Source organism: Streptomyces sp. NPDC051105, assembly GCF_040682795.1.
Classification (GTDB): domain Bacteria; phylum Actinomycetota; class Actinomycetes; order Streptomycetales; family Streptomycetaceae; genus Streptomyces.
The window spans coordinates 507,173-533,241 of the sequence record NZ_JBFBBR010000003.1 but is presented as its reverse complement, the minus strand read 5'-3'; the positions used below and the strand labels follow the sequence as shown (position 1 = coordinate 533,241).

Genomic DNA, 26,069 nt, shown 5'->3' with positions numbered 1-26,069 from the left:
CCGCAGGGATACGGGGCCGCAGGGATACGGGGCCGCAGGGATGACCTGCACGTCGCCACGCCGGCCGCGGCTACGGGCAGGTCACCGTCGGGTTCCACGGCGCGAACAGACCGCTCGGGTTGTCCTTCCAGATCCAGGCGCGCAGCGTGTACACGGAGCCGACGCCGGGCAGCGTCTCCGGACCCTGGAACGTCTGTCCGAACAGCGTCGGCGCGGTCGCAGCGGTGCCGGCGCGCACGATCCACTCAGCCCCCACCAGGGCACGGCCGCCGTCGCTGTCGGTCTCGTACAGGAGACCCGCGGGCTCGGCCGGGTCGAGGCTGCCGACATGGGCGAGGTTCACGTAGTGGTAGCCCGCGCCTCCCTTGCCGGCCGCGGTGTCCTTGGTGCAGTCGCCGGTGCGGGAGTACCCGTCCGTGACCGCGAACGGCTCGTACTGGTAGTCCGCGGTCGCCGTGTACGTCGGGGTCACATCCGTCCACACGAACGGGTCGGCCTCGGGGACGGGAGTCGCGTCGGCGGGAACCGCGGCCAGAGCGAACGGCACGGCCAGCGCCAGCACGGCGCCGGCGGTGCGGGACCTGAGAGACATCCTGATGCTCCTTGGGGCGGAAGAGGCACGCGAGTGCGGCGCCTCCGTACAACGCGGGCCTCCCCGGTCCCGCCCGTGCAGCATGGCCCGCGCCGCTTCTAGGCCGCCACGCGAGGACGGCCAAAGGACTGAGGACACCGCACGCCGGGGGACCTCGCCCCCGATCCCTCCCGTGTCCGTCCCCGTGCCCCTCCCTGTGCCCCTCCCTGTGCCCCTCCTCGCGTCCGTACCCGCGTCCCTTTCCGGGGCGGCGGGCCTGTGGATAACTCGGCGCTGTCGGTCCGTGCCCCTATCGTGGAGGCAGTGGTCGAGGGACGACGTACGGGGGACACGACGATGGGTGGGACGGGCGGAACCGACGAGATGCCAGGGACGACCGAGCCGCCGGGAACGCGGCAGACGCCCGACCCGGCGGACAGCGAGGCACTGGCCACGCTGCACAGGGTTTTCGGGTACGACGCCTTCCGGGGCGAGCAGGAATCGATCATCGAGCATGTGGTGGCCGGCGGAGACGCCGTCGTCCTTATGCCCACCGGCGGCGGAAAGTCGCTGTGCTACCAGATCCCCGCCCTGGTCAGACCCGGTACGGGAATCGTGGTCTCACCGCTCATCGCGCTCATGCAGGACCAGGTGGACGCCCTGCGCGCCCTCGGCGTGAACGCCGGATTCGTCAACTCCACCCAGGACTTCGACGAGCGACGCGTGGTCGAGGCCCAGTTCCTCGCCGGAGAGCTCGACCTGCTCTACCTGGCACCGGAGCGGCTGCGCCTGGACTCCACGCTGGACCTGCTCGCCCGCGGCAAGATCGCCGTCTTCGCGATCGACGAGGCGCACTGCGTCTCCCAGTGGGGCCACGACTTCCGCCCCGACTACCTGACGCTCTCCCTCCTCGGCGAGCGCTGGCCCGACGTCCCGCGCATCGCGCTCACGGCCACCGCCACCCACGCGACCCACGCGGAGATCACCCAGCGGCTGCACATGCCGGACGCCCGGCACTTCGTGGCCAGCTTCGACCGGCCCAACATCCAGTACCGGATCGTCCCCAAAGCCGACCCCAAGAAGCAGCTGCTCACCTTCCTCCGCCAGGAACACGAAGGCGACGCGGGCATCGTCTACTGCCTCTCCCGCAAGTCGGTCGAATCCACGGCCGAATTCCTGACCCGCAACGGTGTGGAGGCCGTCCCCTACCACGCCGGCCTGGACGCCGCCACCCGCGCGGCCCACCAGTCCCGCTTCCTACGCGAGGACGGCCTGGTCGTGGTCGCCACCATCGCCTTCGGCATGGGCATCGACAAACCCGACGTCCGTTTCGTCGCCCACCTCGACCTCCCCAAGTCCGTCGAGGGCTACTACCAGGAGACCGGCCGCGCCGGCCGCGACGGCCTGCCCTCCACCGCCTGGATGGCCTACGGCCTCAACGACGTCATACAGCAGCGCAAACTCATCCAGTCCGGCGAGGGAGACGAGGCGTTCCGCCGCCGCGCCCAAGCGCACCTCGACTCCATGCTCGCCCTGTGCGAGACCGCCCAGTGCCGCCGCGGGCAACTGCTCAAGTACTTCGGCCAGGACCCCGCCCCCGAGGGCTGCGGCAACTGCGACAGCTGCCTCAGCCCGCCGGAGACCTGGGACGGCACCGTCGCCGCCCAGAAGGTCCTCTCCACGGTGGTACGACTGCAGCGCGAACGCGGACAGAAGTTCGGCGCCGTCCAGATCGTCGACATCCTGCTCGGCAAGCGCACCGCCAAGGTCATACAGTTCGACCACGATCAGCTGTCCGTCTTCGGTATCGGCACCGACCTGGACGAAGGCGAATGGCGGGGCGTCGTCCGGCAACTGCTCGCCCAAGGGCTGCTGGCCGTCGAGGGCGAGTACGGCACGCTGGTGCTCACCGAGGCCAGCGGCACGGTACTGCGGCGGGAACGGGAGGTTCCGCTCCGCAAGGAGCCGAAGAAGCCCGTGGTCTCCCGGCCCTCCGGGACGTCCGGGTCCTCCGGCAAGGGCAAGGCGAAGGCCGCTGTGGCAGAACTGCCCGAGAACCTGCTCCCCGCATTCGAGGCACTCCGCGCCTGGCGTGCCGAACAGGCCCGCGAACAGGGCGTACCGGCGTACGTGATCTTCCACGACGCCACGCTCCGGGAGATCGTCGGCCGATGGCCCGAGTCGATCGCCGAACTCGCCACCGTCGGCGGCGTCGGCGAGAAGAAGCTCATCACCTACGGGGAGGGCGTGCTCGCAGTGCTGGCATCCCTAAAGACACCGTCCTCGCCCGCCCCCGCCCCGGCCCCCGCGAGAGCCGGGACCGAGGACGAGGACCACTGGCCCGAGATGGACGCGGAGCCGGAACCGGAGGACTGGATGTAGCCCGATCCGGCCCCGGCGCGAGTGCCCTGCTCAGAGCCCCCGCGCCGCATACGCCCTGACATCCGCGTCCGAGTCCGCCGTCGCCGTGGCCAGCGCCGCACGGGCCTCCTCGGCACCGGAATGCCGGATCAAAGCGAGGACGGCCGCCTTGCGGACGTCGGCGTTCGCATCGGCCAGCGACTTGGCTAGGGCGGGCACCGCCACGGCGGCACCGGCCGCGCCCAGCGCCCGGGCGGCACCGACGCGCACCTGCCAGGCCGGGTCGGCCAGCGCGGCCACGGCACTCCCGGCCAGCGGCGGCGGGCAGCCGACGCCGGCCAGTGCCTCGTAGGCGGCGCCGCGCACCAGTACGTCGAGGTCACCGGCGAGGGCGGTGAGGGCGTCCAGGACACCGTCCACCTGAGCAGCGGCTCCGGCGGCTCCCACTGTCCCGAGGGCCTTCGCCACCGTCACCCGTACCTCCCTGGACGGGTCGGCGACGGCGTCGGCCAAGACCTCGGCAGCATCCACCGAGACCAGCGCCCGCACCGCCTCGATCCGCACCGCCGGATCGGCGTCGGGCAGGGCGGCGGCGAACAGACCGGCATCACCCAGGCGCAGCGCCCGCAGCACGTCCAGCGCCGCGGCCCGGACGACCGGGTCGGCCACCGCGAGCGCGCCCGCCAGGGCGTCCCGCAACGCAGGTTCGGGCGGAAGCGTCTCGACCAGCTCACGCAACGAGGCCGCGGCGACCGAACGCACCCCGGCATCGGGATCGGCCAGCGCACCGGCCAGCGCCCGCCCGGTGCCCACCGGAGCCGTCTCCGTCAGCACCGACACGGCGGTACGGCGGACCGAGGCATCGAGATCAGTCAAATAAGGCTCAAGAAGAGCGAGTTCGGGCTCCTCCTCGGCGAGAGCGAGGAGCTCCAGAAGACGAGGCGAGGCCGGCTCGGCCCGGTCGGGCTCCACGGGCCGGACGGCACCGGCCGCCACCGGCCCCGTGGCCACCGGCGGCACATCACGGGCACCGGCCGTGGCCACGTCCAGCGGACGCACCTCGCCGATGTGCCGGGACGGACCGCCGACCGGGGTGAACTCCTCGACCGGCACCAGATACGGAGCCACGGGACGAGCCGTGAACTCCATCGCACCAGAGGGGGACTTGTGCAGATCGAGATGATGGAACCAGGAGGCGTCGTCACGCTCGGGGTGATCGAGCCGGTCGTGGTAGAGACCCCAGCGGGACTCCGTACGGGCCAGCGAGGCACGAGCAGCCATCTCCGCGCAGTCGCGGATGAAACTCACCTCGGCGCAGCGCATCAGCTCGTGCGGGGTGCGGGCACCCATGGCGGCGATGTCGTCCCGCATCCGCTCGAAGGACTCCAGGGCGAGCGAGAGCCGGGCCCCGGACTTCGGCGGAGCCACGTAGTCGTTGACGAAGCGGCGCAGCTTGTACTCGACCTGGGTCTGCGGCGGGCCGTCCGGGTTGCGCAGCGGACGGTAGATCAACTCGTGCGCCTCACGCACCTGATCGGCCGGCAACTCCCCCTCGTACGCCGTGTACTGGGAGGCGTCCGCGCCGGCGAGATCCCCGAAGACGAACGCGCCGATCATGTAGTTGTGCGGGACGCAGGCCAGGTCACCGGCGGCGTACAGCCGGGGAACGGTCGTCCGGGCATGGTCGTCGACCCGGACCCCGGAAGCGGAGTGCCCGCCGCACAGGCCGATCTCGGAAATGTGCATCTCGACGTCATGGGTCCGGTAGTCGTGCCCCCGCCCGGAGTGGAACGTGCCACGGGTGGGCCGCTCCGTGGAGTGCAGGATGGACTCCAGGGCGGAGACCGACTCCTCCGGGAGATGACTCAGCTTCAGGTAGACCGGGCCACGGTCGGAGGCGACCTCGGCGGCGAACTCGGCCATCATCTGCCCCGACCAGTAGTCGGAGTCGACGAACCGCTCACCGTGCCGGTTGACCTGGTAACCGCCGAACGGGTTCGCGACGTACGCGCAGGCAGGCCCGTTGTAGTCCTTGATCAGGGGGTTGATCTGGAAACACTCGATCCCGGTCAGCTCGGCACCGGCGTGGTAGGCCATGGCGTAACCGTCACCGGCGTTGGTCGGATTCTCGTACGTCCCGTACAGGTAGCCGGAAGCGGGCAGCCCCAGCCGCCCGGCCGCACCGGTCGCAAGAACCACCGCACCCGCCCGGACGGTCACGAACGCGCCGGTGCGCGTGTTGAACCCCACCGCACCCACCGCGCGCCCCTGCACCGTCAGCACCCGCATCGGCATCACCCGGTTCTCGATACGGATCCGCTCCCGCATCTCACGACGCCGCAACTGCCGGTACAGGACCTTCTTGACATCCTTGCCTTCCGGCATCGGCAGTACGTACGAACCGGAGCGATGCACCTGGCGGACCGCGTACGCGCCATGCTCGTCCTTCTCGAACTTGACCCCGTACGACTCCAGGCGCTGGACCATGGCAAAACCACGCGTCGCCGTCTGCCGGACCGTGGACTGGTCGACGATCCCGTCGTTGGCACGGGTGATCTCGGCGACGTAGTCGTCGGGCTCGGCACGTCCCGGGACGACCGCGTTGTTGACGCCGTCCATCCCCATGGCGAGCGCCCCGGAGTGCCGGACGTGGGCCTTCTCCAGGAGCAGCACGTTCGCACCGCGCTCGGCGGCGGTCAGGGCGGCCATGGTGCCGGCGGTGCCACCACCGACGACGAGAACGTCACAGGTCAGTTCCTCGACGTCGGTGACGGCGGGAATCTCCAGGGGGGCGGGCGCGGGGGCGTTCGCGGGGGTGGTCACCGGGATGCCTTTCAGATGCCGAGCGAGGAGAGGACGGCGCGGCGCAGGGCCACGCGGGCCGGGTCGTCCAGGGCGCCCCGGTCACGGGGACGCGGAACGTCACATACGGAGGTCACACGGCCGGCGGCGAGCAGAGCGACCCGGTCGCCGAGGAAGAGCGCCTCGTCCACGTCATGGGTGACGAAGACGACGGTCGCACCCGTGCCGCCCAACACCTCCACCAACAGGTCCTGCATGCCGGAACGCGTCTGGGCGTCGAGCGCGCCGAACGGCTCGTCCATGAGCACGGCCCGGGGCGAACCCGCCAGCGCCCGCGCCAGCTGCGCCCGCTGGCGCTGCCCACCGGACACCCGGTGCGGCAACTGCCCCGCCTGCGCTGCCAGTCCGACCCGGCCCAGCCAGGAAGCGGCCTGCGAGCGGCGCTCGGAACGCCCAACCCCCGCGATGGAGAGCGGCAGTTCGACATTGCCCCGCAACGTGCGCCAGGGCAGCAGCGCATCCTCCTGGAAGACCAGCGCCCGATCGGCCGACGGCCCCGTCAACGGTTCGCCGTCCTGCTCGACCGTCCCGGCCAGCGGGGACAGCAGCCCGGCGAACGTCCGCAGCAGCGTCGACTTGCCGCATCCCGACGGGCCCACCACAGTGAGGATCTCGCCGGGACGGACATCCAGCTCGACAGCGTGCAGCACCGCCGCGTCCGGTCGGCCGAGCACGGCCGCGCCCAGGGTGAGCCGGGCCCCTCGCGCTAGCGCCGGAGCGGCGACCTCAGACGAAGTGCTCATCGCGCGCCTCCTGGTCGGTGTCACTGCGGCCCTGCTGCTGGGCATCGGCCTGCTTCTGGGACTCGCCGTCGGCCGCCACTGCGACCGGGGCGGCGACAGCGGCCACCGGAGTGCGGGGCCGGCCGCCGGGGACGTACGACGTGCGGGGCAGCCAGCGGGTCAGACGCCGGCCGAGGAACTCGACGGCCGTGGAGGTGACCCAGCCGAGCACACCGATGGTCACCATTCCGACGAACACACCCGGGTAGTTGACGATCGTGTAGTCCTGCCAGGTGCGGTAACCGACGCCGTACTGGCCGGAGATCATCTCGGCGGAGATCACACAGATCCACGACACACCGATACCGACCGACAGACCACCGAAAATGCCGGGCAGCGCACCCGGCAGCACGACCGAACCCAGGATCCGCCACCGGCCACCGCCCATGGTGCGCACCGCCTCCTCCCACACGGGGGTGAGGGCGCGCACCGCGTGCCGGGTGGAGACCAGGACCGGGAAGAAGGCGGCGGTGCAGGTGATGAAGACGATGCCCTGCTCATTGGAGGGGAACAGCAGAATCGCGACGGGCACGAGAGCGATCGCCGGGATCGGGCGGATCATCTCCAGGACCGGGCCGAGCAGATCCTCGGCGAGGCGCGAGCGGGCCACGAGCACGCCCGTCGCCACCCCCAGGACGGCGGCCAGCAGGAAGCCGGTGAGGATCCGGGTGAGGCTGTCGGTGAGGTCCGTCCAGTAGTCGCCGCGGGAGACCCGGTCGGCGAAAGCATGAGCGATGTCGGTGACCGTCGGGAACTGCGAGAAACGCAGCCATAGGTCGACCTTGAAGCTGGTCAGCAACTGCCACAACCCGAGGGCGGCGGCCAGCGACGCCACCCGCAGGACGTACCGGCTCACGACGCCCGCCGCAGCGCGTCGGCGTAGCTGACGACCTCGGCGCCGCCGTGTGCGTCGACGTACGCTTGCGCGGTCGCCCGGGCCACGAACGGCAGCACCTGCTCACCGTCGGCCACCCACACCGCCTTGTCGGCGAACCAGAGCGTGCCGGTGGTGGCGTCGGGTACGTAAGCGGCACGAACGCCGTCACTGTGCTGGGCGACGTACGCGAGCAACGCCTTGGGGGAGTTGAAGCTCGTCGTTTTCTCGCTTCCCTTGGACCACACCTCGCTCGCGGACGCCGCCGGCGTGGCGGCGAGACGCTTGGTGTAGTCGGAGCCGCCCAGGGCCTTCTTCACGTACCGGTCGTCGACGAACGAGTCCACGTCCACGTCACCGGTCAGCTCGGCGGCCTTGAGAACTGACACGTCCTGCTTCAGCGCGGAGACGAGCGCGGGCTTGACGGCGGCGTCGAACGTGGCGATGCCGTGCGCGCCGTTGTAGAGGTAGACGACCTCGGCGGGCAGATCGGTCGCATCGGCGACTTTCTCGGCGGCGGTCACCGGGTGGGCGTTGAGGTAGTCGGTGGCCTCCGCCTGCGCCTTGAGAAACGCCTCCAGCACGGCGGGCCGCTGCTTCGCGAAGTCCTCGCGGGCGGTGACGCCGTGGAAGGTGGGGAGGTTCAGCTTGGCGCCGTCGTACAGCGCCTTCGCCTTGCCCTGGTAGGCGAGCAACCCCGGCCAGGCCACGAACTGCGACAGCGCGTCCACGCTGCCCGCCGTCAGTGCCGAAGCGCCCACCGCAGGCTGCTGGTTTAGTTTGGAGATGTCTTTGTTCGGGTCGATGCCGGCGCGCTGGAGGGCACGGACGAGGGTGCCGTCGGCGGCGGAGCCGATGCTCGTCGAGACCTTCTTGCCCTTCAGGTCCGTCAGGGTGGTGAGCTTGGAGTCGGGTGCGGTGACCACGGTGTTGAGGCCGCCGCGCAGGTTGTAGCCGGTGACGGAGACCAGACGTGTGGGCTGTCCGAGTTGTTTGCCGCGGGCCGCGTTGAGCAGTAGCGGGAAGTCGCCCATCGAGCCGATGTCGATCTTCCCGGCGGTCATCTGCGCGGTGATCGGTGCGCCTGTGGCGTAGTCCTGCCAGTCGACCTTGTAGGTGTGGCCGTCATGGAGGGCGTTGAGCTGCTGCTCGAAGTAGCCGAGGGAACGCAGCAGGGTGCCCGCCGTGACGGTGTTGATGGTCTTTGACTGGTAGCCGACGGTGATGGTGACCGTCTTGCTGTCGCCCGCCACGGCGCTGCCGCCGCAGGCGGCCAACGGCAGCAGAAGGAGGGCTGCGGATGCGGCGATCGCTGTGCGTTTCATGGGATTTGTAGGCCTCTCACCGGAGCAGATAGGGCATGTTGACCGTGACGGCTCCGGTGGGGCAGCGGGCCGCGCACGGGCCGCAGTACCAGCACTCGTCGACGTGCATGTAGGCCTTGCCGTTGCTCTCGTCGATGGCGAGGGAGTCCAGCGGGCACATGTCCACGCAGAGCGTGCAGCCGTCGATGCACTTCGACTCGTCGATGGTCACGGGCACGTCGGCCCGCTGGGGCGCCAGAGGCATGGCTGTCTCCAGGAAACGGGTCAAGCGGAAGGGGTCAGAGGGAGCGGCGCAGGAGGCCGCTCATGGTGATGCGGTCGCCGCGGAAGCGGATGAACTCCAGGTCGACGGACCGGCCGTCGGCGAGGTGGGTGAGCCGTTCCAGCATCAGGACGGCCGCCCCGCGCGGGGCCTGGAGCACGGCGGCGGAGTGTGCGTCCGCGTTCACCGCCTCCAGGGTGATCTCGGCGTGGCCCAGGGGCTGGCCGGTGATCGACTCCAGGAGCCGGAAGACGTCGTTGTTCTCCAGGTCGGCGCCGAGGAGCGCGGTGCCGATGTCGAGGGGGATGTAGGTGAGGTCGAGGGAGAGCGGGAGGCCGTTGAGCCGGCGCAGGCGTTCGATGTAGAGGACGTCGGCGCCGGGCGGGACGCGGAGGCGTTCGGCGACGGGGGCGGGCGCCGGGGCGGGGCCCATGGTGCGGACCTCGTTGGTGACCTGGCCGTGTTCGCGGAGGGTTTCCGCGAGGCCCATCAGACGGTCGAGCCCGTGTGGGTATTTCCGGGCGACGACCACGGTGCCCACGCCGGGGAGGCGATCCACCAGGCCTTCCGCCCGCAGCAGGTCCAGGGCCTGGCGGACGGTGTTTCGGCTGGCGCTGTAGTCGGTGGCGAGAGTGGTCTCGTGGGGGAGGCTGCCGTCCGGGAAGGCGTCGGCGAGGATCTGGTGGCGCAGAAGATCGGCGAGCTGCCGGGCCTGGTCCGCACGCAGCCGGCGACGCGTCCGGTGGGCGGCGACCGTGGTGGCGGCGCCCTGACCGGCGTGGTCTCGGATGCGGTCGGTGGCTGGCATGGCTCGAACCATACCTACGAGGTAGGGAATGGGGTGTTGCCGGATTGTTGCGCCACCTGAGACCTCATCGGACATGCCGTTGAGCTGGTGCTTCGGGGCGGTGTGGTGAAGATCTGCCACCAGGGTGCGGGTTCGTTCACTCGCGCGCCCCGGGGCTGTCGCGAAGGTAGATCCTGAATGATCAGGCCCGTGAGGCGCGGCGGTCTCACGGAAAGCCAGTAGGCCCGGCTGTTCCGGACTTCAGTCCTCGACGAGGACTACCGTGCCGTCAGAGGGCTGGGCCCGGATCGCGGTGCGGGCCTGCTCGATCCACCCCGCCACGTTCTTGGCGCCGCAGCTCTCGGCGACCGCTTCCGCCTCGTCGAGGTGCTGGAGCGCGACCGATCTGTTCCCGGTCTCGGCCGCGAGGTAGGCCAGTGCCACCAGGCCGGCCGCTTCCCCCGACCTGAAGCCGATCGCCCGGCGCAGCGACACCGACTCGGTCAACCGTTCACGGGCCTGGTCGAAGTCGCCCGCGTCCCGGTCGTCGAAGCCGAGATGGCGTATCGCGTAGGACATCGTCATCCGGTCGTCGACGGATTTCGCCAGCGCGTACGACTGCTCGAAGTACGGCCTGCCGGTGGTGCCGTCGCCCTTCACCACCTGGTGCCAGCAGCCGATCCAGAACAACGCGCCCGCCTCACCCGACGCGTCCCCCAGCCGCTTGTACAGCTCGGCCGCCCGCTCGAACAGCACCAATTCCCGGCCGTTCTCCTCGCGGTCGTTCAGGAAGCGCACGTGCAGTACCTTGCCCCGCGCCATGGAGAGCGGCGCCTCCACAGCGTCCAGCACGTCGTCGGAACGGTCCAGCGCGGATGTGTCGCCGCCGAACATCGCCGCTTCGAAAAGCTCTCCCGCGTGCGCGACCCAGTCCTGCCCTTGCATGCCCAGCATGTCCTGCCCCTCCCCGTCGGACGATGGCAGTGCCGAGGCTATCTCCGAGTCCCTGGCGGCAGCCGAGGGATTTCGCGGGTGGCTGAAGCACGAGCCCGCCCATGGGCCCGCGCGTAAGCCTTCCCTTGCGCTGCGCGGCCTTCGCCTGCCTTACAGGGAACGACAGATGCCCTACCCGAGCGCTGTCAGCCCCGGTGCGAACGTGATCAGCAGCGGTAGCAGGGGTACCAGTGCGGCCACCGTCGTCGTCAGGGCCCGCTGGCGACGCAGCAGCCGTGGTGGTGGCTCCAGGAGCCGGTCGACCCGCTCGCCGAGCAGTCGGCGGCTGGACGCGCAGGACAGGACCCCGCGGTGCTGGTTCAGTTCGATCAGGGCCAGAGCGGTCGTCAGGTGGCCGCAACGGCGGGATGCCGCGTCGTCCGCGGCGAGTTCGACGAGCCGGTGGGTCTGGTCGCAGAAGTGGGAGAACAGCGGCACGCGCGGGAAGCCCGTGGCCAGCGCACTGGACAGGTGGAGCAGCCAGTCGTGGTGGGCGCGGGCGTGACCCCGCTCGTGGGTGAGTACGGCGTCGAGCTGGTGGTCGGTGAGTCGATGCAGTGCCCCGGTCGTCACGACCAGCTGCGATGGATGCCCGGGCATCCACCAGGCGTCCGGGTATTCGTCCTCCAGCACCAGCATCGGCCCGCGTGCCGCCGGCAGCCCCCCCGGCAGTTCCGGTGCCCGTTCGCGCAGGTGTGCGCGGGTCTGGCCGCGGTGCCGCCGGGCCTCGACCAGCTCGCGGGCGAGCATCGCCGTCGTCCACGCGGCCCCGCACGCGAGGATCACCGTAAGGGCGACCGCCCACAGGGGCGCGGCGGACAGGTCGTACGCCGCGGTGACCGCCGGTGGCGCCGGCGCGAACACCCGGTCGCGCACGGTGTGGAAGACGGCCGCCGCGCCCAGGACGAGCGCGGCCAGGCAGCACATCAGCACGGTGGCGACCAGGCACTGCCACACCCACAGCGCGACCACCGGCTCCCGCTCGGGCCACAGGGACTGCACCAGCGCACGCGGCGCGGGCACCGCGGCCGTCAGGGCGACGACGCTCAGCAGGAGCAGGCAGACGGTCATGCCGAGGCTCCCTTTCCCGATCGGAGAGGTGTGCGGGTGGTGAGGGAGTGATGCGCCGTTGCACGACAGGGTGCGTGCGCCGACGCATCACGTGATGCGTGCGCCGTCGCCTCGCATGGTGCGCGTGCGGGCGCATCGTATGGTGCGTGTCCCGTCAGTATGACGGGACGGAGGGCTCCCAGTCAGGTGCCGAGGAGGATCCGGGGTGTCCTCCTCGCCGAACCCCGACGGACGGCGCACCCCCGCTCCTGCGCGCGCTCCCCGGCCCGGCCGCCCCTCACCCCGCCACGATCCGCCCGCTGACCTCGCCGAGTCCCACCCGGCTTCCGCCCGGCCCCGGCGCCCACGCGGACAGCGTCACCACGTCGCCGTCCTCCAGGTACGCCCGCTTGCCGTCCGGGAGTTCGAGCGGGTCCCGCCCGTTCCAGGTGAGCTCCAGCAGCGATCCGCGCTCCGCGGGTTCCGTACCGCTCACCGTGCCGGATCCGTACAGGTCGCCGGTGCGCAGTGAGGCGCCGTTGACGGTCAGGTGGGCGAGTTGCTGGGCGGCCGTCCAGTACATGGTGGAGAACGGCGGCTCGGACACCACCTGACCGTTGATCGCGATCGACATCCGCAGGTCGTAACCCGCGGGTTCCTCGGCGGAGTCGTCGAGGTACGGCAGCAGCGGGTGCGTCCGCCGCGGCGGGGCGACTCGTGCGTCCTCCAGCGCGTCCAGCGGGGTGATCCACGCCGAGACCGAGGTGGCGAACGACTTGCCGAGGAACGGGCCGAGCGGGACGTACTCCCAGGCCTGGATGTCGCGCGCCGACCAGTCGTTCAGGAGCGTGAGCCCGAACACGTGCTCACGGAAGTCCCCCAGCGCCACCGGCCGCCCCCGCTGCGACGGCGTGCCGACGACGAAGCCGACCTCGGCTTCGATGTCCAGCCGGACCGACGGGCCGAACACCGGCGCCTCCGAGGGGTCCGAAGACGTCTTCCGCTGGCCCGACGGCCGTACGACGTCCGTCCCCGACACCACGACCGTGCCCGCGCGGCCGTGGTAACCGATCGGCAGGTGCTTCCAGTTGGGGGTGAGCGGATCGGCGGCGTCGGGCCGGAAGATGCGGCCGGCGTTCCGGGCGTGGTTCTCGGAGGCGTAGAAGTCGACGTAGTCGGCGACCTCGAAGGGCAGGTGCAGGGTCACCGCGTCCAGCGGGTGGAAGAGGGGTTCGATCACCTCGCGGTGCGCGGGCACGGTCACCCAGGCGGTCAGGGCGCGCCGTACGTCCGACCAGGTGGTGCGGCCCGCGGCCAGCAGCGGGTTGAGGGTCGGTCGGGCCAGCAGCGAGGCGTACGGGGAGCCGAGCGCGAGAGCCGTGGCACCGGCGTCGAGGACGTGGTCGCCGAGGCGGACGCCAACCCTCCGTTCCGTGCTCTCGGGAGTCGAGAACACGCCATACGGAAGATTGTGCGGGCCGAAGGGGTCACCCTCGGGGACCTCGAAGGGGGGCAAGGGGGGCATGGGGTGGCTGCCTCGCTCTCATCCGTGCCGCGCCGGGTGGACTATGTGGTGACGTCGCTCTGACGGTGCGCGGCATTCCATGTGGTCGCGCCACACGTTACGGGTGAGTTGGCGGTCGTGGCAGTGTCTAAAGAGTTCGCAATGTCCGAATAGACCTTGTCGGAGGGGGCAATTCCGGCTTAGCGTCCTTTGGGGGACACGGACGGGGTGGGTCCGGTCCGTAGGGGGGACACGTGGGGGGACCCGTGGCCAGGAATGCCGTCAGCATGCCGTTCGATGCGGATCGCGACGTACCGGGCCTGATCGTCAAGTTCGGCGACTATCCGCTGCACCATGGCGGGGTCGGGGCGATTCGCAGTCTGGGCCGCCTGGGCGTTCCCATGTACGCGATCACCGAGGACGCCTACACGCCGGCGGCCTCCTCCCGTTATCTCAAACGGGCGTTCGTGTGGCCGACCACAGGCGCCGAGGCACCGGATCACCTGGTCGAGGGACTGCTGCGCATCGGCCGCCGCATCGGCCGTCCGACCGTGCTGATACCCACCGACGAGGAGGCCGCCGTCCTGATCGCCGAGCACCAGGACGCGCTCGGCGACCGTTTCCTCTTCCCGCGCGTGGAGTCCGCACTGCCCCGCCGGCTCGCCAGCAAGCAGGGGCTGCACGAACTCTGTGTGGAACACGGCGTCCCCAGTCCGGCGGCCGCGTTCCCGCAGTCGTACGACGAGATCGTCGACTTCGCGGAGAAGGCCCGCTTCCCGATCGTCGCCAAAAACCGCGAGGCGTTCGTCCGGCGCAGTCAACCCGCCGTCAACGGCACCACGAAGGTCGCCACCCGCGAGGGACTGCTCGCTCTCGCGCGTGACTGGGGAACCCATCCGGGTGTCATCCTCCAGGAGTACCTCCCGAGGGAGGACGCCGAGGACTGGATCGTGCACGCCTACTTCGACGCCGACTCGAACCCGCGGGCCCTGTTCACCGGCGTCAAGGTGCGCTCGTGGCCGCCGCACGCGGGCATGACCGCGAACGCGTACGTCGTCGACAACCCGGAACTCGCCGACCTCGCCGCGCGCTTCATCAAAGAGATCGGCTTCAGCGGCATCATCGACCTCGACCTGCGCTTCGACCGCCGTGACGGGCAGTACAAGCTGCTCGACTTCAACCCGCGCATGGGCGCCCAGTTCCGGCTCTTCGAGAGCGAGTCGGGGGTGGATGTGATCCGTGCCATGCACCTGGATCTGACCGGGCGCCGCGTTCCGGAGGGGGAGCAGCGCGCCGGACACCGGTACGTCGTGGAGAACATCGATCTGCCCGCATTCCTCGCCTACCGCCGCAGCGGCTATACGACGCCGCACGCGCCCGAGCGGCCCAGCGGGACCGAGCTGGCCTGGCTCGCGGGTGACGACCCGCTGCCGTTCGTCACGATGCTCGCCCGTTTCGTGCGTCCGGGCGCGAAGCACCTCTATCAGCTGTGGCGCACCAACCGCCGCGGCGGCACCTCCTCGAAGTAGGCAGCACGTTCCTGGGGAGGGACTTCGTGATCCGACCGGTGCGGTCATAGGTGCCGGGCCCTCCGGCCTGTCCACCGCCGCCCGTCTGCGGGCGCGTGGCATCCCCGTCCGGGTCTTCGGCGACCCGACCCCATGGTCGCTGGCGCGGGCTATGCCTCCTCGGCCGCCCGCTGCCTGGCCGGGAACTCCTCGATCAGCTCGGTCGGGTTGGCCGCCTCCATGGCCTCGGCCTCCCAGCCCGGGCAGTGCATGTCGCAGACCACCACCGGCAGCGGCCGCCCGAGTACCTCCACGCGGCCCCCGGCAGGCAGATCCTGGGCCGGCCGTATGCACGTGCCGGCGAAGTGCAGCCCCAACAGGTCATGCTTCGCGTCCAGTTCGGCGTCGTCGCCGTCCCCGTCGAACCAGAGTCCGAGCCGCCGGACCTTTTCGGCGTACGGCGCGACGCCGACCAGGCCTCGGGACGGTTGCCGAGCGTCTCGAAGCCGTCGAGGAGCCGGCACGCGTAGTTCCAGCGCGTCCCGCCCGGGTCCGCCGGGTTCCGTTCGGTCTCGTACTGGTTCTCGGGGTTGTGGCCGATCGCCCCGTACGGTCTGCGATCGTCGCCCTCCACACGCCGGATGCCGAACGACAGCGCGTAGGCCTGCGGCCGCGTGCTCACGCGGGAACCGCTCCGGCACCCCGGTCGCCCGCGTCCAGCGGATGCGCCCGGGAGTCTGCCGGTCCGTCCCCGCACCACCGCCGCCCCCGTCCGGTCGGTGCAATCAATCCATCGCCAACGTAACGCGCCCCACTGACATCGCCCCATCACGGCGACGGCGGGCGCCACTTGAGGCCGAAACGCACAGTGAGTCTCAGGGGCGTGCTGTCCGTATTCTCTGATCATGGTCGCACCCACCCCGTACGCACTGATCGCCACCGACCTGGACGGCACGCTGCTGCGCGCCGACGACACCCTGTCGGAGCGGTCGCTCGCCGCGCTCGCGCGGGCCGGCCGGGCCGGTGCCCGGCATCTTGTGGTGACCGGCCGTCCCGCGCCGAGAGTGCGTCCCCTCCTGGACGACCTCGGCTGCACGGGTCTCGCGGTCTGCGGCCAGGGCGCTCAGGTGTACGACGCCGGCGCGGACCGGCTGCTGTGGTCGGTCACCCTGGACCGGGAACTGGCGGAGAACGCCCTCGGCAAGATCGAGGCCGAGGTCGGGCAGGTGTACGCGGCGGTCGACCAGGACGGCGTGGACGGCCTCACGCTCATCGAGCCGGGCTATCTGATGCCCCACCCCACCCTGCCCGCGCTGCGCGTGGGCCGGCGCGACGACCTGTGGTGCGCGCCGATCAGCAAGGTGCTGCTGCGCCACCACACCCTGTCCGACGACGAACTGGCGGCGACCGCGCGTGCGGTGGTGGGATCGCTGGCGACGGTCACCATGTCGGGGCCGGGGACCGTCGAGCTCCAGCCGTGCGGGGTGACCAAGGCGACCGGGCTGGCGCTGGCCGCCGGCCATCTGGGGCTGAGCCCCGAACAGGCCATCGCCTTCGGGGACATGCCCAACGACATCCCCATGTTCGACTGGGCGGCCTACGGGGTGGCCATGGCCAACGCCCATCCCGAACTCAAGGCGGTGGCCGACGAGATCACCTTGTCGAACGAGGACGACGGCATCGCCGTCGTCCTCGAAGGACTCTTCGGCTGACGGCGCCGGTCAGTACGCGCCGTGCACGTTGTCCATCGAGCCGTACCGCGCGGCGGCGTAGTTGCAGGCGGCGGTGATGTTCGCGACCGGGTCGTAGATGTCGAACGACGTGCCGTCCACGTGGTACGTCTTGAACGTCGGGTCGATCACCTGGAGCAGGCCCTTGGAGGGGATGCCGGCGGCCGCGTTGGAGTCCCAGAGGTTGATGGCCCGCGGGTTGCCGGAGGACTCACGCATCACGTTGCGGTAGATGCCGTTGTAGCTGCCGGGGATGTTCTTCTCGGCCATGATCGCGAGCGACTCGCGGATCCAGCCGTCGAGGTTGTTCGGGTACCCGGCGAGTGTCGTCGAGGCCGTCGAGGTGCCGGAGGTGGCGGCGGAAGCGGCCGTCGCCCCGATGAGCGGGAGGGCGAGAACGGCGGCGCTGGTGCCGGCGATGGCGAGCGTGCGGATGATGCGGTTACGGCGGGGACAGCGGTGCTGGGCGGCAGCAGACATGGCGTGGTTCCTCTCCGTCGCCTGCGAGGTGAGCTGTCGGGTTCGGGCCCGGGGAGTGCCCGGCCGCCCCGCCCTAAGGCGAGGCGACTTCACCCCTAGCCGTTCCGGTTCGACGTCCGTCGGTGACATCGGTCGCCCGGTCCGGCGACTTACCTGGTTTCCCCGCTCCTGCCGTGCGAATGGACTCGTCGATGGGTCGCGACGGGCGGCGGCAGGATTCGGCGTCCGCCCGGCGAGCGGGAACGTATGCGAGAGCACATGTCCGGAACAAGTGCCTGATTCACACAACACACCGATTGACCTTGATCTGAGTCGTATGGGTCACTTGATCCTTTGCGGCCGCCAAGCCTCAACTCGCCCACAGAAAAGGAGAGAAAGGGGGCCCTGCCGCCGTCGTGACACTCCGGGTTGCGTGACCTACTTCACAAAATGGCAATTAAGGCGAATCGGACAATAGGGGTTCGCGGAATCCGTTTTTCCGGGCATCGGTGGAAAAGCGCCTCGGGGTCATTCGCGCGGATTGTGCTCGTGGGGATGGGTGAAGTGGTCTACGTCACAGGGAATTCAAGAGATTGTCCGAATTGCCTTATTCGGTGGAATTCCGACTCGATGGGGGGACCGGTGGGGCCCAGGCGGGTCCGGCTCGGCGCCGAGTTCTGTGCCTCCGGTTCATCCGGTCGTGTGGCCTCTCCGGCGCGCCCTAGTGAACTCCGTACGGCCCGGGTACGCGCGCGTGCCGTGATCATGCGCGGTGCGGAGGCGGGCGCCCGGAGGCTTCGTCCGCCCGGGCGTCTCGAAGGCCATCGGGCGGCCAAGCCCCCGGAGTGCGCCGGGAGTTCACACGCGACAGGCGTACGTGATTCCGGTCACTTCGGAGGGCGGGGTGCGGGCTCGCCGACCGGGGCGGGCTCGCCGACCGGGTGACGGCCAGGGTGGCAGTCCACGCGCGCGTGTCCACCGCGGGGGCGGAACCTCCGCCGCACCGCGCGTCGTTGTCACAGTGGCCGTCCGTGGAGCGGGCCACGGCGACCGCCTTGAGCGGCTCGGGCGCGAGAGCCGCCGTCCGGAGCGACATGCAGCCGTCTCAGAGAGGTGTCGACCGTGCCCACGCTCGCGGTGCACAGGGGCCACGCCGTCGGCCGCTCGACGGTCGCGGGCCCGCCCTGCCCGTCCGTCGAGACATGTCCGTGGCCCATGGGGCGCGGGTGGGGGGCGGGGGGCGTGCGTGGGATCGTCCGTCACTGGACGCCACACGCGCGTGGGTGCCCGCGTTCGGACGGCGAAGGGTGTGCGGAGGTCCTCGTGCGTGATCTCGTAAGTGACGGGGGTGCGCGTGCGGATCGGTGCGGTATGCCCCCGTCGGCTTTGGCGGGCGGCGAAAGGGGTACCTCCGGGCAGGTGATGTCGGACGGAGGGGGTGTGACCGTCCGCGGTCGGTGGTGTGCCGGACGGTCCAGCGTCGGGCCCGGTGACGGCGCTGGTCCGGGACGCGGTTCACGCCTCGGGCGGGGACACGGCTTACACCACGGTTCGGGACAACAGTCGGTACTTCCTGTTAAGTCATGGGATGTCAGGTCGTATCGGATGATCAAAAACATACCGGTCGTGATCCGATAGCGCCCGGGGTGTAACGGTGGGCGCCCTCGGTGATCGAAACCTGACCGGATACGCTGACTTGAGTGATGGCAGCGACCTATCGACAAACCGTGTAATCGCCAGTGGACACCAGCAGACAGGAGACCCCTCGTGACCGTCGGGCCGTTCGGGCTGAGCGTGCGGGACCAGGCTCTGGAAGCCGATGTCCAGGCCGGATTGACGGCTGTCGAGGAGGGCTTGCTAGAAGCCACCAAGAGTGAGGTCCCGTTCATCACGGAAGCCGCGCAGCACCTCGTGCGGGCCGGCGGGAAGCGGTTCCGGCCGCTGCTGGTGATGCTGGCCGCGCAGTTCGGTGACCCGTACGCGCCGGGCGTCGTGCCGTCGGCCGTGGTCGTCGAGCTGACCCACCTCGCCACGCTGTACCACGACGACGTCATGGACGAGGCGGCCGTGCGGCGCGGGGTCGACAGCGCCAACACCCGATGGGGCAACTCGGTCGCCGTCCTCACCGGTGACTTCCTCTTCGCCCGCGCCTCGCAGATCCTTGCCGACCTCGGACCCGAGGCGGTGCGGGTCCAGGCCCTCGCGTTCGAACGGTTGGTGACGGGCCAGATCCTGGAGACGGCGGGCCCGTCGGACGGGCGTGACCCGGTCGACCACTACCTCGACGTGCTCGGCGGCAAGACCGGCTCGCTGGTGGCGGTCTCCTGCCGCTTCGGCGCGATGATGTCCGGCGCCGACGAGAGGGTCGTGGACGTTCTCACCCAGTACGGCGAACGCCTCGGTGTCGCCTTCCAGCTCGCCGACGACGTCCTGGACATCGCCTCCGACTCCCACGAGTCCGGCAAGACTCCGGGGACCGACCTCCGCGAGGGCATCCCCACGCTTCCGGTGCTTCGGCTGCGGGAGCGGGCGGCGCGGCTGGGGCTGGCCGAGGACATCGCGCTGTGCGAGCTGCTGGACTCCGACCTCACGGACGACGCGCGGCACGCGGAGGCCCTGACGGCTCTGCGGGCACATCCGGCGCTGGAGCAGGCACGCCGGGACGCGGTCCGGTACGCGGAGGAGGCCCGGGCCGCGCTGGCCCCGCTGGCCGAATGCGACGCGAAGGTGGCGCTCCTGGAGCTGTGCGACGCGGTGGTGCATCGGGCGCGCTAGCTAGCCCGCTGCCTGTTCTGCCGACCCGGTTTCCCGGGAGGAGGCCGAACCCCGGCAGCATTCCTTGTGATGCGCGTCACACTCCTGGACTGGGTCCAATCCAGGACCCGATCCGTACTCCTCCCCAGAAGCCGACGCGGGGGGCGTCAGCTGACACAGGGGGAGAAAGCGCAATCACGGTCATCAACGCAACGCGCCGCAGGAGCCTCGTCGCCGCAGCGGTCACCGTGACCGCTGCGGCGGTGCCGCCGTCCCGGCATCCGCCGCCACCAGCCACAGCGCAACCCGGCTCAGCTCCGGCGGCATCCGGCACTCCTTCGTCGCACCCGGCTCCGGCACCCCGCAGTGGGTCGCCCCCGACGACAGCCCGGTCCCCGGGACGGTCCTGGCCAAGACGCCGAACGGCGACGGCAACATCCCCGAGCTGGACCTCAGGGCCACGCAGTCGGGCACGAAGCACGGTCTGCTCGCGCACACCGGGGAGATCCTGCGCCTAAACATCGTCGGTGGCTTCGCCCCGGCCGGCTCCTGCACCCCCGGGTGCCGTCGTCGGCGTGCCCTACCGGGGGGACTACGTGTTCGTGCAGCGACACTGAGTGAAGGGGCACGTGACAGCAAGTGACCAGGAGGCGCCTTCGCCGCGCGACCCCTGCGGGTCGGAGGAGGCGTCTCCACCCTTGTGTCATACCGCAGGCGTACACCGAGTTGGCTCCCGGGTCTGACGCTTGAGAAGCCTTGATTTGGTGAGATGGAAACCACGGAAATCACCACCACTCACCGATTCGGGTGAGAATGGCGGCTCAGGGTGGGAACACGTGCGAGCACAGCCGCCGCCGACGACGGAGGTAAGGCACACATGGCACCGTACGAAACCGAGGACAGCACGGGGGCCGCGCAGGCCGACGACGAGCTGCGCGCCGAGCGGCGGCGCAAGGCCGCGCGATACGTCGTCCCGGTCGCGGTCATGGGGGTGGCCGCGGCCACGATCGGGCTGGTTCCGGCGCTCGCCGACTCCGGCGACCCCGACCTGCCGAAGATCACCGCTCAGGAACTCATCGACAAGATCGCCAAGTCGGACGTGCAGCAGCTGTCCGGCACGGTGAAGATCAGCACCGACCTCGGCCTGCCCGACCTCGGCGGTCTGGAGAGCGGCCTGATGTCCGGCGCGGCCCAGGGCGGCGACGGCTCGTCCGCAGACCCGTCGACCAAGCTCACCGAGCTGGCCTCCGGCACGCACACGCTGCGCGTGGCCGCCGACGGCCCCGAGAAGCAGAAGGTGTCGCTGCTGGAGAGCGGCTCCGAGTACAGCCTCATCCACAACGGCACGGACGTGTGGGGCTACGACAGCAAGTCCAACGAGGTCTACCACTCCACCGCCGCCGACTCCGGCAAGGCCGAGCAGCACGAAACCCCGGCCACACCGAAGGACTTCGCCGACGAGGTCCTCAAGTCGGTCGACGACACCACGTCGGTGAAGGTCGACGGCACCGCCCAGGTGGCCGGCCGGGACGCCTACCGGCTCGTCATCAAGCCCAAGCAGTCCGGGACGACGGTCGGCGCGATCAGCATCGCGGTGGACGCCAAGACCGGTACCCCGCTGAAGTTCACGCTCACCCCGTCGAGCGGCGGCGCGGCCGTGATCGACGCCGGCTACACCCAGGTCAGCTTCGCCCAGCCGGCCGCCTCGACCTTCGACTTCACCCCGCCCAAGGGCGCCAAGGTCACCGAGGGCGACAGCCTCGACAAGGCGAACCGGGCCGACAAGGGTGACAAGGGCGGCAAGATTACGAAGTCGCCCGGCAAGGACACTCCCGAGGAGCTCGGCAAGAACGGCTTCGACGTCCTCGGCAAGGGCTGGAACTCCATAGCGGTCCTGGACACCGGCAGCAAGGACGGGCTGCCCACCGACTCCGCCTCCGGCGGCGGTGACCTCGGCGGCTTCCTCGGCTCGCTCGGCGACCCGGTCTCCGGCAAGTTCGGCAAGGGCACGGTCTTCTCCACCCGGCTGATCAACGCCCTGATGACGGACGACGGCAAGGTGTACGTCGGCGCGGTGGACAAGGCGGCGCTGCTGAAGGCGGCGAACGCGGCGTAGCCAGGGCGGACGGGTACCCCGGTACCCTGTGCCGCACGACGAATCGAGGGAGCCGATGGACCAACCGTCCACCACGGAGCCGGAGTCGGAGGACCAGGGACGGGACGACGACCCGGGCCAGGACGGCCCGGGCCAGGACGGCCCGGCACGCGCGAGCGTCATCGACACCCGCGGCCTCACCAAGCGCTACCGCGGCGGACAGCTCGCCGTGGACGGTCTCGACCTGACCGTCCCGGCGGGCAGCGTCTTCGGCTTCCTCGGTCCGAACGGCTCCGGCAAGACCACCACCATCCGCATGCTGATGGGCCTCATCACCCCCACCTCCGGCACCGCCCGCGTCCTGGGCCGCCCGATGCCGCACGCCTCCCGCACCGTACTGCCCCAGGTCGGCGCCCTCATCGAGGGCCCGGCGCTGTACGGATTCCTCTCCGGCCGCGACAATCTGCTGCGGTACGACGCCGCCGACCCGACCGCCGACCCGCGCACCCGGCGCACCCGCGTCGAGGCCGCGCTGGACCGGGTGGGCCTGACGGCCGCAGCAGCGAAGAAGGCGAAGGCCTACTCCCTGGGCGTGAAGCAGCGCCTGGGGCTGGCCGCCGCACTGCTCCAGCCGCGCAAGCTGCTGGTCCTGGACGAGCCCACCAACGGCCTCGACCCACAGGGCATGCGGGAGATCCGTTCCCTGGTGCGGGAGCTGGCCCGGGACGGCACGACCGTCTTCCTCTCCTCCCACCTCCTCGACGAGATCGAGCAGGTCTGCACCCACGCCGCCGTGATGGCGCAGGGCCGGCTGATCACCCAGGGCGCGGTGGCCGACCTGGCGGCCGGGGCCCGCGGCCGGCTCGTGGTGACCACCCCGGACACCGGCGAGGCGGCCCGGGTACTCAAGGAACAGGGCGTCCCGGATGTCGTCACCGCCGAGGACCGGGTCACCGGCGAGCCGCCCGAACGCGACCTCGCCGAGGTCAACGCGGCGCTCGTCGCGGCGGGCGTGCGCGTACGCGGCTTCACACTCGAACGGGCCTCGCTGGAGGACGCGTTCGTGGCGCTGACCGGGGAGGGCTTCGATGTCGCAGGCTGACGTGGCGGTCGTGGAACGAACGGCCGTACGGCCGAACCCGCTGTGGACCCTCGGCCTGCTCCGCAGCGAGCTGGCCATCACCCTCCGGCGCTGGCGCACCCTCGCGCTCCTCGGCGTACTGGCGGCGGTGCCGGTCCTGGTCGGGGTCGCCGTCAAGATCGAGACGGGCGGCGACGGCCAGGTCGGCGGAGGCGGTGGCGGAGGGGGTGGCCCCGCGTTCATCGCGCAGATCACCAACAACGGACTGTTCCTGGTGTTCACGGCACTGGCCGCGACCCTCCCGTTCTTCCTTCCGATGGCCGTCGGGGTGGTGGCCGGGGACGCGATCGCCGGCGAGGCGAGCGCGGGCACCCTGCGCTATCTGCTGGTCGCCCCGGCGGGCCGCACCCGGCTGCTGCTCACCAAGTACGCGACGACGATGGCCTTCTGTCTGCTGGCCACTTTGGTGGTGGCCGCCTCCGCCCTCGCCGTCGGCGCGATCCTCTTCCCGCTCGGCGACCTGACCACCATCTCCGGTACCCGGATCTCGTTCACCGACGGCCTCGGCCGGGCTCTGCTGATCGCCCTGGTGGTGGCGGCTTCGCTGACCGGCGTAGCGGCGCTGGGCCTGTTCGTGTCCACGCTGACCAGCAGCGGCATCGCGGCGATGGCGACCACCGTCGGCCTGCTGATCACCGTCCAGATCCTCGACCAGATACCCCAGCTGCACGCGCTCCAGCCCTACTTCTTCTCCCACTACTGGCTGTCCTTCGCCGACCTGGTGCGCGACCCCGTCTACTGGGACGACCTGGTCAGAAACCTGGAGCTGCAGGCCCTGTACGTGGCGGTGTTCGGGTCCGCGGCCTGGGCGCGGTTCACGACGAAGGACATCACGGCGTAACGGCGGGGGCAGCCTCCTCCACCGCGAAGCGGGCCAGGGGCGCCTCACCGGCGAAGAACTCCTTGGCCCGCGCCAGCGCATCGGTGTCCTTGAGGACATCCCCTCGCGCGCTGCCGTTGCCGAGCAGTACCCCGCCGAAGCGCATGCCCAGGTAGGCGGCCGAGTTGTGGAGCAGGCCGGCGTACGGGTCGGCGACGGAGGGCTCGTGGTCCGCCAGCACGGCCACCCCCCACAGGGTGCGCCCCGCCAGGGTCGCCTTGAAGTCGAGCCCGGGGGTGCGCAGCCAGCCCGACCAGTAGTCCAGGTAGCGCTTGGTGAGGCCGGAGACCGAGTACCAGTACACCGGCGAGACGATCACGATGTCGGTCGCGGCGAGCGTCGCGTCGAGCAGCAGCCCGGTGTTGGTGTCGGAGGGCGCCCGCACATGGTCGGCGTCGCGTCGCCGATCCACGAAGTCCGGCAGTGGATGGTCGGCCAGGCTGATCCACCGCTGTTCGACGTCCTCGGGCAGCTGTTCGGCGGCTCGGCGTGCCAGCAGTTCGGTGTTGCCGTCGAGACGGGAACTGCCCAGCACGAACAGGAAACGGCGAGTCACGAGATCCCCCAGGTGAGCGGCGTGCGATGAATAACGGTGCCTGCATCTTATGTGTGCGCATTTAAATTGGCCAGGGGGCGCCCGCCAGGCCGACAGGCAGAGCACCGGAACACCGGATGGCCCCCTTCCTGATGCGAGGCTGTGACGTCGCGGTGACGCGTGGGCCGAGGGGAGCGGCCAGACTTGACCGTACGCACGGGTACGACCGGACGGTGACGCCGGGGGAATGAGGGCCGATGTCCCGACTCAGCCGCGAGACGAAGCGGGAAGCTCAGCAGACCGACCGGCCGGCGCAACCGGTCGAGGTCCGCGTGACGGGCGGCGCCGCGACCGTGGACGGCGTACCGCTGTTCCCCGCGCCCGGTGAGGAGCCCCAGCAGGCGGTCCTCAACCACCTCCAGCACCTCGCGCACGCCACCGGCCTTCCTGTCCTCGCCACCGTTCACGACAGCCGCATCGGCTATGTCGTCCGCCTCCAGGTAAACCTGGACGGCTCCAGCAGCTTCACCGGCGACCCGGTACGGATGGCCGTGCCCGGTACGCCGAACGCGCCCGTTCCCCCGGGATCGGCACAGCAGCCCGGCCGGGACCGGCCGACGCACCTCCTGCACGCCGTCGACGAACCGCCGACCGCGGTCACGCCGGGCGCGAAGGCCGCGACCGCGGTCACCCCGGGCGCGAAGGCCGCGGTCGCGGAGGCGGCGATTGCGGACGTGGCGGTTACGGAAACGGCCCCCCTGTTCCCGCTACGGGCGGTCGCCGAGCCGCCGGTCGCGGCACCGTCGGCGCCGGGCACGGTCCAGCCGCCGACCGGGGTGTTCGGCCCGCCGCCCGTCATGGGCGGAACCGCCCCCACCGTTGCGGCCGCCCCCGCCGTCGTACCCGCTCAGCCCGTCACCTGGCCTCAGCCGGCGGCGCCCCGGACCGACCCTCGTGCCGAATCCCGCGTAGAGCCCCTCATAGAACCCCTCCTGGAACTCGGGTCCGCCGGTGTCTTCGACCCCGACCCCAGGCACACCCCGGCCCGCGGTTTCGACGCCGTCGCCGAGGAGGTGCTCGGGGACGAGCCCGTGACCGTGACCGCGGAGGGGGCCGCGCTGCTCACCGAGCCGGTGTCGCGGATCAACGAGGCCGTCCGGGCGGGCCGTATCGAAGTGGCGGCCGAGCTCGCGGAGCGCACCGTCGCCGACGCCTCCGCGACCCTCGGTGACGGTCACACCGAGGTGCTGCACCTGCGCGAGCTGACCGCCTACATCGCCTACCTGTCGGGCGATCCGCTGCGCGCCTTCCACCTCTCCCTCGACCTGGCCCGGCAGCACCGGCAGGCCCGGGACGCCGAGGGGGCGTACGGGAACGTGCGGAGCGCGGCCACCGCCTGGCGTGCGGTGCGCGACCCGGAGCACGGGCTGCGCCTCGGCCGCGACCTGATCGACCTGTGGGCGCAGCTCACCACGGAGGGCGGCCCGGCCGCCGACGACCCGGAGGAACTGGAATCCGCCCGGGCCCGGATGGGCCGCCTCACCGAACGCGCCCGCCGCGCGGCCGGGAACGCCTGAACGTCGGCCGGCCGGCGGG

At 70.9% G+C, this 26,069-nt stretch carries 21 protein-coding genes and 1 riboswitch; of the genes, 8 read left to right on the top strand and 13 right to left on the bottom strand.

What is annotated here, in order from left to right:
• Nucleotides 1-70: 70 nt before the first annotated feature.
• Complete coding sequence (locus AB0N16_RS09930; protein ID WP_365794885.1) at nucleotides 71-592, bottom strand: hypothetical protein; 522 nt, start codon at nucleotides 590-592, stop codon at nucleotides 71-73.
• 363 nt (nucleotides 593-955) lie between these two features.
• Between AB0N16_RS09930 and recQ the strand changes: the two genes are divergently transcribed.
• Nucleotides 956-2,953 (top strand): DNA helicase RecQ, encoded by a 1,998-nt coding sequence (gene recQ, locus AB0N16_RS09925; protein ID WP_365794883.1) that lies wholly within the window; start codon nucleotides 956-958, stop codon nucleotides 2,951-2,953.
• Nucleotides 2,954-2,983: 30 nt separating this feature from the next.
• Here the strand turns inward: recQ and AB0N16_RS09920 are convergent, their stop codons facing one another.
• The 9 genes from AB0N16_RS09920 to fahA form a co-directional block, all read right to left on the bottom strand.
• Nucleotides 2,984-5,755, bottom strand: coding sequence for a fumarate reductase/succinate dehydrogenase flavoprotein subunit (locus tag AB0N16_RS09920; RefSeq protein WP_365794881.1), 2,772 nt, complete (start codon nucleotides 5,753-5,755; stop codon nucleotides 2,984-2,986).
• Between the two features lie 11 nt (nucleotides 5,756-5,766).
• Entirely contained in the window at nucleotides 5,767-6,537 is a 771-nt protein-coding gene (locus AB0N16_RS09915; RefSeq protein WP_365794879.1) for an ABC transporter ATP-binding protein, read from the bottom strand.
• The gene (locus tag AB0N16_RS09910) at nucleotides 6,521-7,432 is read right to left on the bottom strand and encodes an ABC transporter permease (RefSeq protein WP_365794877.1); all 912 of its coding nucleotides are present in this window, start codon (nucleotides 7,430-7,432) and stop codon (nucleotides 6,521-6,523) included. The genes AB0N16_RS09915 and AB0N16_RS09910 overlap by 17 nt, the downstream gene beginning before the upstream one ends.
• Nucleotides 7,429-8,775 (bottom strand): ABC transporter substrate-binding protein, encoded by a 1,347-nt coding sequence (locus AB0N16_RS09905; protein ID WP_365794875.1) that lies wholly within the window; start codon nucleotides 8,773-8,775, stop codon nucleotides 7,429-7,431. Before AB0N16_RS09905 ends, AB0N16_RS09910 begins: the two co-directional genes overlap by 4 nt.
• Nucleotides 8,776-8,791: 16 nt before the next feature.
• Complete coding sequence (locus tag AB0N16_RS09900) at nucleotides 8,792-9,019, bottom strand: ferredoxin family protein (protein WP_010986276.1); 228 nt, start codon at nucleotides 9,017-9,019, stop codon at nucleotides 8,792-8,794.
• 34 nt (nucleotides 9,020-9,053) lie between these two features.
• Nucleotides 9,054-9,845 carry a GntR family transcriptional regulator gene (locus tag AB0N16_RS09895; RefSeq protein WP_365794873.1) on the bottom strand — a complete coding sequence of 264 codons (792 nt, stop codon included), beginning with the start codon at nucleotides 9,843-9,845 and terminating at the stop codon, nucleotides 9,054-9,056.
• A gap of 240 nt (nucleotides 9,846-10,085) precedes the next feature.
• Nucleotides 10,086-10,778, bottom strand: coding sequence for a tetratricopeptide repeat protein (locus AB0N16_RS09890; protein ID WP_365794871.1), 693 nt, complete (start codon nucleotides 10,776-10,778; stop codon nucleotides 10,086-10,088).
• A gap of 171 nt (nucleotides 10,779-10,949) precedes the next feature.
• Nucleotides 10,950-11,888 carry a M56 family metallopeptidase gene (locus AB0N16_RS09885; protein WP_365794869.1) on the bottom strand — a complete coding sequence of 313 codons (939 nt, stop codon included), beginning with the start codon at nucleotides 11,886-11,888 and terminating at the stop codon, nucleotides 10,950-10,952.
• A 277-nt stretch (nucleotides 11,889-12,165) separates the two neighbouring features.
• Entirely contained in the window at nucleotides 12,166-13,383 is a 1,218-nt protein-coding gene (fahA, locus tag AB0N16_RS09880; protein ID WP_365795229.1) for a fumarylacetoacetase, read from the bottom strand.
• A 275-nt stretch (nucleotides 13,384-13,658) separates the two neighbouring features.
• On the opposite strand from fahA, the gene AB0N16_RS09875 reads away from it, so the two are divergent.
• Nucleotides 13,659-14,900: an ATP-grasp domain-containing protein gene (locus tag AB0N16_RS09875; RefSeq protein WP_365794867.1), complete on the top strand. Its 1,242-nt coding sequence runs from the start codon at nucleotides 13,659-13,661 to the stop codon at nucleotides 14,898-14,900.
• Nucleotides 14,901-15,049: 149 nt separating this feature from the next.
• On the opposite strand, the gene AB0N16_RS09870 is transcribed toward AB0N16_RS09875, so the two are convergent.
• Nucleotides 15,050-15,403, bottom strand: a complete 354-nt coding sequence (locus AB0N16_RS09870) for a hypothetical protein (RefSeq protein ID WP_365794865.1) — start codon at nucleotides 15,401-15,403, stop codon at nucleotides 15,050-15,052.
• 381 nt (nucleotides 15,404-15,784) lie between these two features.
• Between AB0N16_RS09870 and AB0N16_RS09865 the strand changes: the two genes are divergently transcribed.
• A complete protein-coding gene (locus AB0N16_RS09865; RefSeq protein ID WP_365794863.1) occupies nucleotides 15,785-16,591 on the top strand; it encodes an HAD family hydrolase in 807 nt (268 codons plus the stop codon).
• Between the two features lie 9 nt (nucleotides 16,592-16,600).
• On the opposite strand, the gene AB0N16_RS09860 is transcribed toward AB0N16_RS09865, so the two are convergent.
• Entirely contained in the window at nucleotides 16,601-17,089 is a 489-nt protein-coding gene (locus tag AB0N16_RS09860) for a transglycosylase SLT domain-containing protein (protein WP_365794861.1), read from the bottom strand.
• A 5-nt stretch (nucleotides 17,090-17,094) separates the two neighbouring features.
• Nucleotides 17,095-17,290: riboswitch (cyclic di-AMP (ydaO/yuaA leader) on the bottom strand.
• A gap of 1,545 nt (nucleotides 17,291-18,835) precedes the next feature.
• Between AB0N16_RS09860 and AB0N16_RS09855 the strand changes: the two genes are divergently transcribed.
• The 4 genes from AB0N16_RS09855 (at nucleotide 18,836) to AB0N16_RS09840 (ending at nucleotide 23,899) form a co-directional block, all read left to right on the top strand.
• Complete coding sequence (locus AB0N16_RS09855; protein ID WP_365794859.1) at nucleotides 18,836-19,843, top strand: polyprenyl synthetase family protein; 1,008 nt, start codon at nucleotides 18,836-18,838, stop codon at nucleotides 19,841-19,843.
• Between the two features lie 856 nt (nucleotides 19,844-20,699).
• Complete coding sequence (locus AB0N16_RS09850; RefSeq protein ID WP_365794857.1) at nucleotides 20,700-21,938, top strand: DUF2092 domain-containing protein; 1,239 nt, start codon at nucleotides 20,700-20,702, stop codon at nucleotides 21,936-21,938.
• A gap of 55 nt (nucleotides 21,939-21,993) precedes the next feature.
• Nucleotides 21,994-23,019, top strand: a complete 1,026-nt coding sequence (locus AB0N16_RS09845; protein WP_365794855.1) for an ABC transporter ATP-binding protein — start codon at nucleotides 21,994-21,996, stop codon at nucleotides 23,017-23,019.
• Nucleotides 23,006-23,899, top strand: a complete 894-nt coding sequence (locus AB0N16_RS09840; RefSeq protein ID WP_365794853.1) for an ABC transporter permease — start codon at nucleotides 23,006-23,008, stop codon at nucleotides 23,897-23,899. The genes AB0N16_RS09845 and AB0N16_RS09840 overlap by 14 nt, the downstream gene beginning before the upstream one ends.
• On the opposite strand, the gene AB0N16_RS09835 is transcribed toward AB0N16_RS09840, so the two are convergent.
• On the bottom strand, nucleotides 23,889-24,494 hold the full coding sequence (locus tag AB0N16_RS09835) for an NAD(P)H-dependent oxidoreductase (protein WP_365794851.1): 606 nt from the start codon (nucleotides 24,492-24,494) through the stop codon (nucleotides 23,889-23,891). The genes AB0N16_RS09840 and AB0N16_RS09835 overlap by 11 nt on opposite strands.
• Before the next feature lie 236 nt (nucleotides 24,495-24,730).
• On the opposite strand from AB0N16_RS09835, the gene AB0N16_RS09830 reads away from it, so the two are divergent.
• On the top strand, nucleotides 24,731-26,050 hold the full coding sequence (locus tag AB0N16_RS09830; protein WP_365794849.1) for a tetratricopeptide repeat protein: 1,320 nt from the start codon (nucleotides 24,731-24,733) through the stop codon (nucleotides 26,048-26,050).
• Nucleotides 26,051-26,069: the final 19 nt, after the last annotated feature.

Excerpts from the sequence above, each read along its gene's own strand:
- AB0N16_RS09930 (WP_365794885.1), bottom strand. The coding sequence starts at position 592 with ATGTCTCTCAGGTCCCGCACCGCCGGCGCCGTGCTGGCGCTGGCCGTG.
- recQ (WP_365794883.1), top strand. The coding sequence starts at position 956 with ATGCCAGGGACGACCGAGCCGCCGGGAACGCGGCAGACGCCCGACCCG.
- AB0N16_RS09915 (WP_365794879.1), bottom strand. The coding sequence starts at position 6,537 with ATGAGCACTTCGTCTGAGGTCGCCGCTCCGGCGCTAGCGCGAGGGGCC.
- AB0N16_RS09905 (WP_365794875.1), bottom strand. The coding sequence starts at position 8,775 with ATGAAACGCACAGCGATCGCCGCATCCGCAGCCCTCCTTCTGCTGCCG.
- AB0N16_RS09900 (WP_010986276.1), bottom strand. The coding sequence starts at position 9,019 with ATGCCTCTGGCGCCCCAGCGGGCCGACGTGCCCGTGACCATCGACGAG.
- AB0N16_RS09895 (WP_365794873.1), bottom strand. The coding sequence starts at position 9,845 with ATGCCAGCCACCGACCGCATCCGAGACCACGCCGGTCAGGGCGCCGCC.
- AB0N16_RS09890 (WP_365794871.1), bottom strand. The coding sequence starts at position 10,778 with ATGCTGGGCATGCAAGGGCAGGACTGGGTCGCGCACGCGGGAGAGCTT.
- AB0N16_RS09885 (WP_365794869.1), bottom strand. The coding sequence starts at position 11,888 with ATGACCGTCTGCCTGCTCCTGCTGAGCGTCGTCGCCCTGACGGCCGCG.
- AB0N16_RS09875 (WP_365794867.1), top strand. The coding sequence starts at position 13,659 with ATGCCGTTCGATGCGGATCGCGACGTACCGGGCCTGATCGTCAAGTTC.
- AB0N16_RS09865 (WP_365794863.1), top strand. The coding sequence starts at position 15,785 with ATGGTCGCACCCACCCCGTACGCACTGATCGCCACCGACCTGGACGGC.
- AB0N16_RS09860 (WP_365794861.1), bottom strand. The coding sequence starts at position 17,089 with ATGTCTGCTGCCGCCCAGCACCGCTGTCCCCGCCGTAACCGCATCATC.
- AB0N16_RS09850 (WP_365794857.1), top strand. The coding sequence starts at position 20,700 with ATGGCACCGTACGAAACCGAGGACAGCACGGGGGCCGCGCAGGCCGAC.
- AB0N16_RS09845 (WP_365794855.1), top strand. The coding sequence starts at position 21,994 with ATGGACCAACCGTCCACCACGGAGCCGGAGTCGGAGGACCAGGGACGG.
- AB0N16_RS09840 (WP_365794853.1), top strand. The coding sequence starts at position 23,006 with ATGTCGCAGGCTGACGTGGCGGTCGTGGAACGAACGGCCGTACGGCCG.
- AB0N16_RS09830 (WP_365794849.1), top strand. The coding sequence starts at position 24,731 with ATGTCCCGACTCAGCCGCGAGACGAAGCGGGAAGCTCAGCAGACCGAC.